The following is a 13,779-nucleotide window of genomic DNA, read 5'->3' as shown; positions in this document are numbered from 1 at the left end:
TCAATCATGTCTAATTTTACTCCCCTAGATTTTCAAATGATGTCGCGTGCTATTCAGTTAGCAAAACGCGGCATTTACACCACTGCACCCAACCCGAATGTGGGTTGTGTCATCGTACAAACCGACGGTCAGATCGTTGGCGAAGGTTTTCATGCCAAAGCTGGCGAAGCTCATGCCGAAGTACACGCTATGAGAATGGCGGGTGACAAGGCAAAAGGCGCGACCGCTTATGTCACGCTAGAACCTTGTTCTCATTACGGTCGAACGCCGCCTTGTGCTGAAGGTTTGATTAAGGCTCAGGTTTCAAAAGTGATTTGTGCCATGCAGGACCCAAACCCTAAAGTCGCAGGCCGTGGTATCAAGATGCTACGCGACGCAGGTATTGAGGTTGAAATCGGCTTGTTAGAGCAAGATGCTCTCGATTTAAATCCTGCATTTATTAAGCGTATGCAAACGGGTATGCCATTTATTCAGTTAAAAATGGCCGCGAGCCTTGATGGCCAAACGGCATTGGAAAATGGTCAAAGTCAGTGGATCACGTCGCCAGAAGCGCGTCGTGACGTTCAGAACTACCGAGCAAAATCAGGCGCGGTGCTATCAACCAGCCAAACGGTGATTGAAGACAACGCGTCGCTGAATGTTCGTTGGGCAGAGTTGCCAAGCAGTACCAAAACAAATTACGTTGAAGACGAGTTACGTCAGCCAATTCGCGTAATTCTTGATCGCCAAAATCAACTGTATCCTGAGCTCAAGTTATTCCAAACTCCAACATCGGTATTGAGAGTCGCTGAAACCTCTGCTGATATTGAAGTCGGAACCACAGATGCAGGTCAGCTCGATTTACACGATCTAATGCGTCAATTGCCAGCGAACCATATCGACCATATTTGGGTCGAAGCGGGCGCGACATTGGCAAAAAGCTTGATTGAAGCGCAGCTGGTGGATGAGCTAATCCTCTATTTAGCACCTAAACTAATGGGCAGTGACGGACGAGGTTTGATGGGCGCATTAGGGCTCACTTCAATGTCTGATGTGATTGACCTAGAAATTAAAGATGTTCGACAGGTTGGTGTGGATATTCGCATCGTCGCGAAACCTATTATCGCGACGAAACCACAGTAGAAATAGTCATTCCAACAGCATACGTGTCGTTGACAACAAAAAGAGTTTTAAAATGTTTACAGGAATTGTAGAAGCCGTAGGTACATTGAGTGCAATCACTCCCCGCGGAGAAGACATCACCGTAACGGTTAATGTTGGTAATCTTGATATGGCTGACGTTAAGTTAGGCGACAGTATCGCGACCAATGGTGTTTGTTTGACGGTAGTTGAGTATAACGACCACAGCTACAGTGCAGATCTTTCGCTTGAGACCCTGCAAAAAACGGGTTTTGTCGATTACCAAGCGGGCGATAAAGTTAACCTTGAGAAAGCAATGTTACCGACCACGCGTTTCGGTGGTCATATCGTATCGGGTCACGTTGATGGCGTGGGTGAGATTGTTGAGCGTAACCAAGTTGGTCGTGCGATTGAGTTTTGGGTAGAAATGCCAGCAGAGATCTCAAAGTACGTAGCTCAAAAAGGTTCAGTCACCGTTGATGGTATTAGCCTGACGGTGAATGGTTTACGCAAGAATGCCTTTAAGCTGACTATCGTTCCTCATACCTCTTCAGAAACGACCATCGATCAATTCAATGTTGGTCGCAAAGTGAATCTAGAAGTCGATGTATTAGCGCGCTATATGGAGCGTTTACTGCAAGGCCAGCAGCAAGAGTCTGAGCCTGAATCTCGATTAACAATGGAATTCTTACAGCAGAATGGTTTTGCTTAACCGTTTGTACAAAGTTTGCTAAAGAGTACTTTGTAAAAGCGCAGCAATATCATCAGGTTTAAATAGTGTCGGTTCTAGGAAGCAGAACCATTTCAAAGGATATAGAACAATGCCAATTAGTACTCCTCAAGAAATTATTGAAGACATTCGCCTAGGGAAAATGGTTATCCTGATGGATGATGAAGATCGCGAAAATGAAGGCGATCTGATCATGGCAGCTGAACATGTTACGCCAGAAGCGATTAACTTCATGGCGATGTATGGCCGTGGCTTAATCTGTTTAACACTGACCAAAGAGCGTTCAAACCGCATGGGTTTAGCGCCTATGGTTCAAGACAACAACGCTCAATACACGACGAACTTTACGGTTTCGATTGAAGCGGCAGAGGGCGTAACAACCGGTATTTCTGCATCAGACCGCGCTGTTACCGTTCAAGCTGCTGTGGCAAAAGACGCAAAAGCGGCTGACTTAGTTCAACCTGGTCATATCTTCCCACTGACAGCTCAAGAAGGTGGTGTTCTAACTCGTGCAGGCCACACTGAAGCAGGTTGTGATTTAGCTCGTCTAGCAGGCTGTGAGCCAGCATCTGTTATCGTTGAGATCCTAAATGACGACGGCACCATGGCACGTCGCCCTGATCTTGAAGTCTTCGCTGAAAAGCACGATATCAAATTAGGCACCATTGCTGATCTTATTGAATACCGCAACAACACAGAAACGACGATTGAACGTGTAGCACAATGCCATTTGCCAACAGAGTTTGGTGACTTTGAACTTGTGACTTACCGTGACACGATTGATAACCAGATCCACTACGCAATGCAAAAGGGCGACTTGTCTGTAGGCGCCCCTTTAGTGCGTGTTCACCTGCATGATACGTTTACCGATCTGCTTCATTCTGATCGCGGTACCGAGCGTAGCTGGTCGCTAGATAAAGCGATGAAGCGCATTGGCGACGAAGGCGGTGTGTTGGTTATTCTGGGTAACGAAGAGTCGTCTGATTCTTTGATCCATAAAGTGAAGACATTCGAAGCTCAAGATAAGAATGAGCAACCAACCATGGCTAAGAAACAAGGTACTTCTCGTCGTGTTGGTGTAGGTTCTCAGATTCTTCAAGACCTAGGCGTTCACGATATGCGTCTGCTTTCTTCAAGCACTAAGCGTTACCACGCATTGGGTGGTTTTGGCCTTAACGTTGTTGAATATGTTTGCGAGTAAGCCGACCTCTGTCCGTTTATAGCGGCATAATTTACCGATGATTTCAGTGGCTCTTTTAGAGGTTAATTTCGATAAAAGAGCAAAGTAGCCAAGCCAGATTCAAAACGTGTTGAATACACAAGCTTGGCTACTTGCTGCTCCAATAAGGTTGGCAGCAGCGCTGCGTTATCATCTTTACATCTCCGGTGTCTGTTCTTCTAAATTAGCATTAGATATTGCTCACAGTTTTGTGCTAGAATCCGGCGATTCTCACTTGATGAAAATAGTTAAAGGAAGGCTTATGAAAGTGATCGAGGGTGGCTTCCCAGCGCCAAATGCAAAAATTGCTATCGTTATTGCTCGTTTCAACAGTTTTATTAACGAAAGTTTACTTTCTGGTGCAATCGATACTTTAAAGCGTCATGGACAAGTAAGCGAAGACAACATCACTGTTGTTCGTTGCCCTGGTGCAGTAGAACTTCCACTTGTAGCGCAGCGCGTTGCAAAAACAGGTAAGTTCGATGCGATTGTATCTCTTGGTACAGTAATCCGTGGCGGTACACCTCACTTTGACTATGTTTGTAGTGAATGTAATAAAGGTTTGGCACAAGTGTCTCTGGAGTTTTCTCTTCCAGTAGCGTTTGGTGTTCTTACTGTTGATACGATCGATCAAGCTATTGAACGCGCAGGAACCAAGGCTGGTAATAAGGGTGCAGAAGCAGCACTTAGCGCACTTGAGATGATCAACGTTCTTTCTGAAATCGATTCCTAATGGGGGCCAGTGTGAAACCAGCCGCACGTCGTAACGCACGTCAATTTGCTCTACAAGCAATTTATTCTTGGCAAATTACTAAAGAAAATATTGCTACCGTTGAAGAACAGTTCTTATCTGGTGGTAAGTATGATGAAGAAGAGCATCATGCCGCAGAACCTGCTCTAGCTATGCCAGAAACAGACGTTGCATACTTCCGCGACCTACTAACTGGTGTTGCTCTTAGCCACATGGAACTTGATAGCAAGCTTCGTCCATTCGTATCTCGCCCTATGCAAGATCTGGATTTGATGGAACTAGCACTTCTACGTTTAGCTATGTACGAGATGACTCGTCGCGAAGATGTACCATACAAAGTGGTTATCAACGAAGCTATCGAGCTTGCGAAAGTATTCGCAGCAGAAGACAGCCATAAGTTTGTTAACGGTGTGCTTGATAAAGCTGCACCGCACGTTCGTAAGAAATAAGACGTTCGTATATTGAATCTAAAGGTCAGCTTTTATGCTGGCCTTTTTTGTAACTAAATTTCTGTAATATAAATAATTACGGTGATTTGTATGAAGACTAAAGATAGGGCATGTGATGTCTGGCGAATTTAACCTGATTGAAAAATATTTTGTAAATCGACAACCACAACGTAAAGACGTACATCTTGCTGCGGGCGATGACTGTGCTTTGGTCAAAGCGCCAAGTAATGTTCAGATCGCGATCAGTACGGATACCTTAGTGGCGGGCACTCACTTCTTAGCGGAAGCAAACCCAGCTTGGGTGGCACACAAAGCTTTGGCTTCGAATATCAGTGATCTCGCGGCTATGGGCGCGACGCCTGCCTGGGTTTCGTTTGCGTTAACCATGCCTGAAGTCGATGAAGCGTGGCTTGCTCCCTTCTGTGACTCTTTTTTCAAACTTGCAGACTATTTTGGTATTCAACTTATTGGTGGTGACACGACCAAAGGACCGTTGAGTTTAACGCTTACTGTGCAGGGCTTTGTACCCGAAGGTCGAGCACTACGCAGAGATGGCGCGAAAGTGGGTGACTGGATTTACGTAACGGGCAACTTAGGCGACAGCAAAGCGGGACTAGAGGTGATATTAGACCCTGAACAGAACAAAGCTAAGCCTTATGCGTTAGAGCTTGAAGAGAGACACTACCTGAGCACTCCACGAGTTTTGGCGGGTCAAGCATTAGTGAATCTTGCTTCGTCTGCCATCGATATCTCTGATGGTGTTATTGCTGATTTAAAACACATCCTTAAGCGTTCTCAGGTCGGTGCAAGCATTGATGTGAGTGCGTTGCCTATCTCCGCTGAATTACGCCAGTTTTCTTCCGATATCGCTTCTGCACAGCAGTATGCGCTTACCAGTGGTGAAGAGTACGAACTCTGCTTTACCGTGCCGGAAGAAAATAAAGGTTCACTGGAAAGTGCTTTGTCACACACTGGCACAAAAGTCACCTGCATTGGCCAGATAAGACCTGTAGAATATTTTGAATTACACAATAATGGTGAACCACTAAGCTGGAACTTAACTGGTTACGATCACTTTAAGGTTAATTGATGACAAACCCACTTTCTCTTATTTCTCTTAAAAATCCTTGGCACTTATTGGCAACGGGTTTTGGTAGTGGCCTATCGCCTATTATTCCCGGCACCATGGGCACGCTTGCGTCTATCCCGTTTTATCTATTGCTGGTTCAGTTACCTTTCCCTATTTATGTCATTCTTGTGGTTGTGAGCTGCATTATTGGTATCAAAATATGCCAAGTGACTTCTGATGACATGGGCGTTCACGATCACGGCTCTATTGTGTGGGATGAGTTTGCTGGCTTTTGGATCACCATGGGCCTAGTACCGTTGTTGGGTATTCCTGTTAATGATTGGAAATGGCTATTCGCTGGCTTTGTTCTGTTTCGTTTTTTCGATATGGTAAAGCCTTGGCCAATTGGTTGGTTAGACAAGCGAGTTCACGGCGGCTTAGGTATCATGATTGATGATATCGTGGCGGGTATTATGGCGGCGATTTCGCTGTATGCAGTGGCTCATTTTTCAGGTTGGCTCATCTAAGAATCAATATCCAAAGCACTAACAATAATAGATAGAAACAAGGAATAACAATGTCTAAGAAGGTTTACTGTGTTGCTCAATTTCAGCCAAAAGAAGGCAAATTGAACGAGTTGTTTGAAGTGTTAAAGTCTCTAGAACCAAACACAATGCGTGAAGATGGTTGTATCCAGTACACTGTGACACGTCACATTCAGAGCCCGTTTGCAGAAGGTCAGAGTTTCCCGATTGCTTTCAATGAGATCTGGGCGGACAACGAAGCGTTTGAAGCGCATTGCCAACGTCGTGAGATTCAGCAGTTCTTCCAAGAGCAGTGTGTTGAAGAGACTGGCTTGGTTGAGAACTTCAACGTTGCTATCTACTCTGATGAACCAGAGAACTATGACGCACCAGTACTTAAGCCTTGTTGCTAAGTTTGGACTACAAGTTTGGATAAGCGAAAGTTAGTGGAGCTATAAGGTTTAGCTAACGAGTTAGCGGATACTAAAAAGGTTGACCCTAGGGCCAACCTTTTTTGATTTGTTGCTTATGCCGTTTGCTTGTGAAAGCTATTTAGCAAGGTAATCAGAGATAGACTTCTCTATGCCTTTAGCATCTAAGCCAAGCTCTTCATGCAGTTCGCCTTGAGTACCTTGAGCAATAAACTTGTCTGGTAGACCAAGGTTCAATACTGGCATCAGTAGCTTTTCTTTCATCAAGAATTCAATCACACCCGCACCGGCACCACCTGCAATAGCGTTTTCTTCGATTGTCACAAGTACATCGTGGTCAGCAGCAAGTTGTTTGATCAGAGCTTCATCGAGTGGCTTCACAAAGCGCATATCAGCCACTGTCGCATCGATAGCGTCAGCCGTTTGAAGTGCACTCTCAAGGAAAGTACCAAAGCTTAGGATAGCAACCTTAGCGCCATCTTTTGCTTTTGAGCTTTCACGAACGATACGGCCTTTACCAATCTCAAGTGCAGTAAACTCACTTTGAATCTCTGTGCCCATGCCATTACCACGAGGGTATCGAACCGCACTTGGTCCATTGTGCTGGTGGCCAGTGTAAAGCATTTGGCGACATTCGTTTTCGTCGCTTGGTGCCATGATCACCATGTTTGGAATGCAGCGCATGAAGCTTAAGTCGAACGCACCTTGGTGTGTTTGACCATCGGCACCCACAAGACCTGCGCGGTCAATCGCGAACATAACCGGTAGATCCATGATAGCTACATCGTGTATCAGTTGATCGTAGCCGCGTTGTAGGAATGTCGAGTAGATAGCCACAATCGGCTTATCACCCGCAATCGCCATACCCGTTGCTAGCGTCACAGCGTGCTGCTCAGCAATCGCTACATCGAAGTACTGTTCTGGGTATTCTTTCGAGAAACGCACCATGCCAGAACCTTCGCGCATTGCTGGCGTGATCGCCATTAGCTTAGGATCTTGCGCGGCCATATCACACAGGAAGTCGCCAAAAATCTTAGAGAAAGTTGGTTTAGAGCTGGTGCTCTTAGGCAGACTTGAGTGTGCAGGATCGAATTTAGGTACGCCGTGATAACCAATTGGATCTTTCTCAGCGGGCTCGTAGCCTTTGCCTTTCTTGGTCATGATATGCAGGAACTGAGGGCCTTTAAGGTCTCTCATGTTCTTCAGCGTTTTAATCAGCTCATTCACATCGTGACCGTCAACCGGACCAATGTAGTTAAAGCCTAACTCTTCAAACATGGTGCCAGGGACAACCATGCCTTTTAGATGTTCTTCTGTACGACGAACCAGTTCTTTAATCGGCGGAACGCCCGATAGCACTTTCTTGCCACCCTCACGAATTGACGTGTAAAGACTGCCAGAAAGAACTTGAGCTAGATGGTTGTTCAGAGCACCGACGTTTTCAGAGATCGACATCTCGTTATCGTTAAGGATAACCAGCATGTCATTATGAATATCGCCCGCGTGGTTCATCGCTTCGAAGGCCATACCTGCGGTAATCGCGCCATCGCCAATAACACTGACGACTTTACGATTCTTGCCTTCTTTCTTCGCACTGATCGCCATACCAAGTCCGGCACTGATCGATGTTGAAGAGTGACCAACAGAAAGCGTGTCGTACTCGCTCTCTTGACGCCATGGGAATGGATGCAGTCCATCTTTTTGACGGATAGTCGATAAGCGGTCACGACGGCCAGTAAGAATCTTATGTGGGTATGCTTGGTGGCCAACATCCCAAACCAACTGGTCGAAAGGCGTGTTGTACACATAGTGCAGAGCAACTGTTAGCTCTACTGTACCTAAGCCTGATGCTAAGTGACCACTTGACTGGCTCACTGAGTTAAGAAGATAGGTACGTAATTCATCACAAAGCTGTGTAAGCGTCTCTTTTGGAAGTAGACGCAAATCCTCTGGCTTATCAGCCAAAGCAAGAGTTGGGTACTTTGATATATCAAGAGTCATAGGTAATGCGCGCTTATTGTCTTAGTTCTTGCGCTCGATGACGTATCGGGCGAACTCTTCGAGTAACTGGGTATTGTATGGGATTGCAGCCAAAGCTTGAAGCGCTTCCTGTAGCAGAGTGTGCGCTTTTTCTTGAGCGCCCTCTAAACCTAACAAAGAAGGGTAGGTACTTTTGTTCAAATCTTGGTCAGAGCCCTGTGGTTTACCCAAAGTTTCGGTATCGCTAATGATATCTAAAATATCATCCTGAACTTGGAAGGCTAACCCGATTGCATCGGCGTACTTATCTAATTGAGGCATCACTTCAAACGCTTTTTGGCCAGCAGCAAGAGCACCTAAACGAATCGCACTCTTCATTAGAGCGCCAGTCTTGTTACGGTGAACTTCTTCTAACTCTTCTAGCGTGACAGAGCGGTTTTCAGCTTCAATATCAAGAGCTTGTCCAATACACATGCCTTGTGCACCAGACGCTTCTGCTAGGCGTTGAATCATTCGAACGCGATTGCTTTCCCCGTCAGCACTTAATGTGCCTTCCGCAAGTATAGTAAACGCGAGAGTTTGTAGTGCATCGCCAGTTAAAATTGCCGTTGCTTCATCGTATTTGATGTGACAAGTCTGATGGCCACGACGCAATTCGTCGTCGTCCATTGCTGGAAGGTCGTCGTGAATCAGAGAATAGGCATGAATACATTCGATTGCAGATGCTGGAGTGTCGAGTTCTTCCGCAGTGCAGCCGAGCATTTCCCCTGTAATGTAGACAAGAAACGGACGTGCGCGTTTGCCGCCTAAAAGTAACCCATAACGCATCGCGTTGATTAGGTTCTGATTTTGGTGTGGCAGGCGGTCAAGCCAAAGGTTCAGTTGCTCGTTATTACGTGCTTGATAAGACAATAACGTCTCGATCATAGGGGATCTCATACAATTTGTTATTCAGGTTGTGGGTTAAAGTCACTCAGTTCTGCATTTTCATCATTTTGCAGCAGGATGCTAACACGCTGTTCAGCGTCGTTTAGTTTACTTTGACCAGCACGAGCGAGGGAGATGCCTCGTTCGAACTTTTTCAGCGCATCATCTAAAGCTAGATCACCATTTTCTAGTTGATCAACCAAGCCATCAAGCTCTTCGATAGCCGCTTCAAAGCTCATATTTTCAGGTTTCTTAGTAGCCATAATAAATCTGCGTTTGGAAAGATGAACGAACGTTACCCTAGGCCGCTGAGATGGTCAAATGTAACCAAGGAATTTTGCTAGAAAGTTCGTTTTTAAGGGGCTTGAACTCACTTTGATTGAATAACCTTAGCTTTATCGAGTTTATGCGCTACGGATAAGGCCAAAGTAAGCTAATAGTTGTGATTCAAAAACGAAAAGTGTGATACTTAGGCCAAGAATTAACTAAAAGATCTTACAGTCTTGCCGATAAAAAGATTATCGTCGACATAGAGCTACAAAAAAGCATGAGGAGTGCTCAGTGGATTTAGCAACCCTAATAGGTTTGATTGGTGGATTTGCCTTTGTAATCATGGCAATGATCCTAGGTGGAAGCCTCGGGATGTTCTATGACACGACATCCATTTTGATCGTGGTTGGTGGTTCAACGTTTGTTGTTCTGATGAAGTTCACCATGGGACAATTCTTTGGTGCGACCAAAATCGCTGGCAAAGCATTTATGTTTAAAGCTGACGAGCCTGAAGATCTTATCGCTAAAGTTGTAGAGATGGCTGATGCAGCACGTAAAGGTGGTTTCTTAGCACTTGAAGAGATGGAAATCAGCAACAGCTTCATGCAAAAGGGCATCGATCTATTGGTCGATGGCCATGATGGTGATGTGGTGCGTGCGGCACTGCAAAAAGACATTGCGTTAACCACAGAGCGTCACGAACAGGGCGCGAAAGTGTTCTCTGCATTCGGTGATGTTGCCCCTGCGATGGGTATGATCGGTACCTTGGTTGGTCTGGTTGCGATGCTTTCGAACATGGATGATCCTAAAGCGATCGGCCCTGCGATGGCGGTTGCACTTTTGACGACTCTATATGGTGCGATTCTTTCGAACATGGTGTTCTTCCCAATCGCAGACAAGCTTGCATTGCGCCGAGATCAAGAGACGCTAAACCGCCGCTTGGTAATGGACGGTGTATTAGCCATTCAAGATGGTCAAAACCCGCGAGTGATTGACGGTTACCTGAAGAGTTACCTGAACGAAGGTAAGCGTAGTCTTGATGGTGAAACTGATTAAGGGGGAAGAATGAAGATGGATGAAGAAAATCCATGTAAATGTCCCCCTCCCGGTTTACCTCAATGGATGGGAACATTTGCTGACTTGATGTCACTGCTGATGTGTTTCTTCGTACTGCTGCTCTCGTTTTCTGAGATGGACGTATTGAAGTTCAAGCAGATTGCCGGTTCGATGAAGTTTGCATTCGGTGTCCAAAACCGCTTGGAAGTGAAAGACATTCCTAAAGGCACTAGCATCATTGCACAAGAGTTCCGCCCTGGTCGCCCAGAGCCGACACCGATTGACGTGATCATGCAGCAGACCATTGATATTACTCAGCAAACGTTAGAGTTTCATGAAGGTGAATCTGAGCGTGCTGGCGGTACGATGCGTGACCAAGGCAAGATGACCGGAGGCAAGTCTCCAGAGGTATCGACTCACGACAATCAAAACTCTGAGTCAGACCAGCAACAGCAACAAGCCGAGGCTCAATCGCAAGAGATGGAAACCTTGATGGAAAGCATCAAGAAAGCACTTGAGCGAGAGATCGACCAAGGTGCGATTGAAGTTGAAAATCTTGGCCAGCAGATTGTGATTCGAATTCGCGAGAAGGGTGCATTCCCATCGGGTTCTGCTTTCCTACAACCTAAGTTCCGACCATTGGTGAGACAGGTTGCTGAGCTTGTTAAAGATGTGCCCGGTATTGTTCGAATCTCAGGACACACCGATAACCAGCGACTCGATTCTGAGCTTTACCGTTCTAATTGGGACTTATCATCGCAACGTGCGGTGTCTGTTGCTCAAGAAATGGAAAAGGTCCGTGGTTTTTCTCATCAACGTTTGAGAGTGCGTGGTATGGCGGATACAGAGCCTGTCGAGTCCAACGATACAGAATGGCAACGTAGCCTCAATCGCCGCGTTGAAATCAGCATCATGCAGGGTGAGCCGCTCTATAGCGAAGAAGTCCCAGCAATCGCTGAATAGTCTTTACCAAGAATATGCATTCCAAAGCCCAATCTGTCGTAGATTGGGCTTTTTCTTTGTGTGATACATAAAAGTGTTTGTACCAAGCTGAGAAGAGAAGAGAAGAGAAGAGAAGAGAAGAGATGCGATGAAATTGAGATGGTAGCTTGCCGCCAAGGTGAGTTTATTAATGGCACCAAAGCACGCACTCTTTTCCTTGTTTGACTTTCTCATGTATAATTCGCGCCCTTAGATTTAATATTGATCTATTATTGCTTCAATAACTATGTGAAATGACCTTTTACGTGGTGATGAACTTATTAAAATTGTGAACCTTATTGGCGTGAAAGTACTATGAAATTTATTGTTAAGCCCCACCCGGAAATTTTTGTAAAAAGTGAATCGGTGCGTAAGCGCTTCACAAAGATTCTAGAACGTAATATTCGTACTATTCTTCAGCGTCGTACTGAGTCTGTGGCTGTCTTCAACCGTCGCGACCACATCGAAGTGACGTCTGAGAGCGATAAATACTTCAAAGAAACACTCGAAGTATTGACGCAAACTCCGGGTATTCATCACTCCCTTGAGGTTCAGCAATCAGAATTTAAAGACCTGCACGATATTTACGAGCAAGTTCTTGAGCGCAGCCGTAGTCTTATTGAAGGTAAGACTTTCTCTGTGCGAGCTAAGCGTCGTGGTAAACATGACTTTACCTCTATCGAGCTAGAACGCTACGTAGGTGGTGGTCTAAACCAAGCGGTTGACTCAGCAAAAGTAAAACTGAAAAACCCAGATATTACCGTTAAAGTTGAAGTCGAGAACGACAAGTTAAACCAAGTAATTGAACGTCATAAAGGCCTAGGCGGTTTCCCTCTAGGTACTCAAGAAGATCTACTGAGCTTGATCTCTGGCGGCTTTGACTCTGGCGTTTCGAGCTACCTACACATCAAACGTGGTTCTAAAGTGCATTACTGTTTCTTCAATCTTGGTGGCCCTGCTCACGAGATTGGCGTTAAGCAAGTTTCTCACTACCTATGGAATAAATACGGCTCATCTGCAAAGGTGAAGTTCATCTCTATCGATTTTGAACCTGTAGTTGCAGAGATCCTTGAGAACGTTGAAGACGGCCAAATGGGCGTTGTTCTTAAGCGTATGTTCATGCGTGCTGGTGGTATGGTTGCAGAGCGCTTCGGTATCGAAGCTCTAGTAACGGGTGAAGCATTGGGTCAGGTTTCTAGCCAAACGCTAACTAACCTACGTCATATCGATAACGTGACGGATACTTTGATCCTTCGTCCGCTGATCAACTGGGACAAAGAAGACATCATCGACCTGTCTCGTAAGATTGGTACTGAAGACTTCGCTAAAGTAATGCCTGAGTACTGTGGTGTTATCTCTAAGAAGCCAACAGTGAAAGCGAAGAAAGGCAAACTAGAAGCGGAAGAAGCTAAGTTTAACTTCGAAGTGCTGGATCAAGTGATCGAGAACGCTCGTATTATGGATATTCGTGATATCGAGAAAGAGAGCCAAGAACAGGCACCAGAAGTGGAGCAAGTTCAAGCCGTTGCTGAGCACGCTGTCGTTCTAGATATCCGTAGCCCAGACGAAGAAGACGAAAGCCCACTAGAAATCGATGGTGTTGAAATCAAACACATCCCGTTCTTCAAGCTTTCAACTCAGTTTGGTGACCTAGACCAATCGAAAGAGTACTTGTTGTACTGTGACCGTGGTGTCATGAGCCGTCTGCAAGCGCTTTACTTGCAAGAGCAAGGCTTCCACAACGTTAAGGTTTACCGCCCATAGTGGTGTGTTGACCAACCGTTAATCATTTTGCAAAGCCGCTTACTGAAAAGTAAGCGGCTTTTTTATTTTCTATTATGAATGATTTACAGTAGTCAGACAGAGGCGTGAGTTTGGGCGTGCTATCGTCATGCTCAGCTTTAAAATTTTTGATTGATAGAAATGGTGAGCTCTAAACAGATTTATATGTAACTGAAGAAGTGTGAGTATCTTGAAGTATTCTGTTACTTTTTAGTGCAACTCAATGGTTCTATTTGTATGTGTTCAGTTGATTATTTGAGTGGGTGTCTGATTCTGTGATTAGCGATGAAAAATAATAAGGATTAATTAGCACAGCTATTGATAAACTTGTTGTTATTTTACTTTGGGCATAAAAAAACACCGCCTTAAAGGCGGTGCAAACCAATTTGACAGACAGGTCAAAATAAATACAGGAAGTATATGCCTCGTTTCAGTATGGAACTGCAACAAAACATTTGGTAGAACTCTACCCAACTCGAAAAGTACGAGTT

The 13,779-nt window shown here is 45.3% G+C and carries 14 protein-coding genes; 11 read left to right on the top strand and 3 right to left on the bottom strand.

Going from position 1 to position 13,779, the window contains the following annotated elements:
• The first annotated feature begins 6 nt into the window (after positions 1-6).
• From ribD to AC3CKG_RS12795, 8 genes are all read left to right on the top strand, one after another.
• A complete protein-coding gene (gene ribD / locus AC3CKG_RS12830) occupies positions 7-1,122 on the top strand; it encodes a bifunctional diaminohydroxyphosphoribosylaminopyrimidine deaminase/5-amino-6-(5-phosphoribosylamino)uracil reductase RibD (RefSeq protein WP_488528433.1) in 1,116 nt (371 codons plus the stop codon).
• Positions 1,123-1,174: 52 nt separating this feature from the next.
• A complete protein-coding gene (locus AC3CKG_RS12825; RefSeq protein WP_488528432.1) occupies positions 1,175-1,831 on the top strand; it encodes a riboflavin synthase in 657 nt (218 codons plus the stop codon).
• Between the two features lie 109 nt (positions 1,832-1,940).
• Positions 1,941-3,050, top strand: coding sequence for a bifunctional 3,4-dihydroxy-2-butanone-4-phosphate synthase/GTP cyclohydrolase II (ribBA, locus tag AC3CKG_RS12820; protein ID WP_004734397.1), 1,110 nt, complete (start codon positions 1,941-1,943; stop codon positions 3,048-3,050).
• Between the two features lie 280 nt (positions 3,051-3,330).
• A complete protein-coding gene (ribH, locus tag AC3CKG_RS12815; RefSeq protein WP_004734398.1) occupies positions 3,331-3,801 on the top strand; it encodes a 6,7-dimethyl-8-ribityllumazine synthase in 471 nt (156 codons plus the stop codon).
• On the top strand, positions 3,801-4,268 hold the full coding sequence (gene nusB / locus AC3CKG_RS12810) for a transcription antitermination factor NusB (protein ID WP_004734399.1): 468 nt from the start codon (positions 3,801-3,803) through the stop codon (positions 4,266-4,268). Before ribH ends, nusB begins: the two co-directional genes overlap by 1 nt.
• Positions 4,269-4,383: 115 nt before the next feature.
• Positions 4,384-5,358 carry a thiamine-phosphate kinase gene (gene thiL, locus AC3CKG_RS12805; protein ID WP_017633415.1) on the top strand — a complete coding sequence of 325 codons (975 nt, stop codon included), beginning with the start codon at positions 4,384-4,386 and terminating at the stop codon, positions 5,356-5,358.
• On the top strand, positions 5,358-5,864 hold the full coding sequence (gene pgpA, locus AC3CKG_RS12800) for a phosphatidylglycerophosphatase A (protein WP_102485307.1): 507 nt from the start codon (positions 5,358-5,360) through the stop codon (positions 5,862-5,864). The genes thiL and pgpA overlap by 1 nt, the downstream gene beginning before the upstream one ends.
• 50 nt (positions 5,865-5,914) lie before the next feature.
• The gene (locus AC3CKG_RS12795; protein WP_065103066.1) at positions 5,915-6,274 is read left to right on the top strand and encodes a putative quinol monooxygenase; all 360 of its coding nucleotides are present in this window, start codon (positions 5,915-5,917) and stop codon (positions 6,272-6,274) included.
• A 135-nt stretch (positions 6,275-6,409) separates the two neighbouring features.
• Here the strand turns inward: AC3CKG_RS12795 and dxs are convergent, their stop codons facing one another.
• From dxs to xseB, 3 genes are read right to left on the bottom strand one after another with little or no spacing between them, the layout of a single operon-like run.
• Complete coding sequence (gene dxs / locus AC3CKG_RS12790; protein WP_488528431.1) at positions 6,410-8,293, bottom strand: 1-deoxy-D-xylulose-5-phosphate synthase; 1,884 nt, start codon at positions 8,291-8,293, stop codon at positions 6,410-6,412.
• 21 nt (positions 8,294-8,314) lie between these two features.
• On the bottom strand, positions 8,315-9,199 hold the full coding sequence (gene ispA, locus AC3CKG_RS12785) for a (2E,6E)-farnesyl diphosphate synthase (RefSeq protein WP_488528430.1): 885 nt from the start codon (positions 9,197-9,199) through the stop codon (positions 8,315-8,317).
• A gap of 20 nt (positions 9,200-9,219) precedes the next feature.
• Positions 9,220-9,462 (bottom strand): exodeoxyribonuclease VII small subunit, encoded by a 243-nt coding sequence (gene xseB, locus AC3CKG_RS12780; RefSeq protein ID WP_004734405.1) that lies wholly within the window; start codon positions 9,460-9,462, stop codon positions 9,220-9,222.
• Between the two features lie 298 nt (positions 9,463-9,760).
• On the opposite strand from xseB, the gene pomA reads away from it, so the two are divergent.
• From pomA to thiI, 3 genes are all read left to right on the top strand, one after another.
• On the top strand, positions 9,761-10,525 hold the full coding sequence (gene pomA / locus AC3CKG_RS12775; RefSeq protein ID WP_017106271.1) for a flagellar motor protein PomA: 765 nt from the start codon (positions 9,761-9,763) through the stop codon (positions 10,523-10,525).
• Between the two features lie 15 nt (positions 10,526-10,540).
• Entirely contained in the window at positions 10,541-11,488 is a 948-nt protein-coding gene (locus AC3CKG_RS12770; protein ID WP_065103068.1) for a flagellar motor protein MotB, read from the top strand.
• A gap of 333 nt (positions 11,489-11,821) precedes the next feature.
• The gene (thiI, locus tag AC3CKG_RS12765; protein WP_065110890.1) at positions 11,822-13,270 is read left to right on the top strand and encodes a tRNA uracil 4-sulfurtransferase ThiI; all 1,449 of its coding nucleotides are present in this window, start codon (positions 11,822-11,824) and stop codon (positions 13,268-13,270) included.
• The last annotated feature ends 509 nt before the right edge of the window (positions 13,271-13,779 follow it).

The sequence above is a fragment of the Vibrio sp. QJM3NY_15 genome (assembly GCF_057785995.1).
Note: the sequence above shows the minus strand (reverse complement) of the source record. Positions and strands in the feature narration are given on the sequence as shown.

Coding starts and splice junctions, on each gene's coding strand:
- ribD (WP_488528433.1), top strand. CDS start 7: ATGTCTAATTTTACTCCCCTAGATTTTCAAATGATGTCGCGTGCTATT.
- AC3CKG_RS12825 (WP_488528432.1), top strand. CDS start 1,175: ATGTTTACAGGAATTGTAGAAGCCGTAGGTACATTGAGTGCAATCACT.
- ribBA (WP_004734397.1), top strand. CDS start 1,941: ATGCCAATTAGTACTCCTCAAGAAATTATTGAAGACATTCGCCTAGGG.
- ribH (WP_004734398.1), top strand. CDS start 3,331: ATGAAAGTGATCGAGGGTGGCTTCCCAGCGCCAAATGCAAAAATTGCT.
- nusB (WP_004734399.1), top strand. CDS start 3,801: ATGGGGGCCAGTGTGAAACCAGCCGCACGTCGTAACGCACGTCAATTT.
- thiL (WP_017633415.1), top strand. CDS start 4,384: ATGTCTGGCGAATTTAACCTGATTGAAAAATATTTTGTAAATCGACAA.
- pgpA (WP_102485307.1), top strand. CDS start 5,358: ATGACAAACCCACTTTCTCTTATTTCTCTTAAAAATCCTTGGCACTTA.
- AC3CKG_RS12795 (WP_065103066.1), top strand. CDS start 5,915: ATGTCTAAGAAGGTTTACTGTGTTGCTCAATTTCAGCCAAAAGAAGGC.
- dxs (WP_488528431.1), bottom strand. CDS start 8,293: ATGACTCTTGATATATCAAAGTACCCAACTCTTGCTTTGGCTGATAAG.
- ispA (WP_488528430.1), bottom strand. CDS start 9,199: ATGATCGAGACGTTATTGTCTTATCAAGCACGTAATAACGAGCAACTG.
- xseB (WP_004734405.1), bottom strand. CDS start 9,462: ATGGCTACTAAGAAACCTGAAAATATGAGCTTTGAAGCGGCTATCGAA.
- AC3CKG_RS12770 (WP_065103068.1), top strand. CDS start 10,541: ATGGATGAAGAAAATCCATGTAAATGTCCCCCTCCCGGTTTACCTCAA.
- thiI (WP_065110890.1), top strand. CDS start 11,822: ATGAAATTTATTGTTAAGCCCCACCCGGAAATTTTTGTAAAAAGTGAA.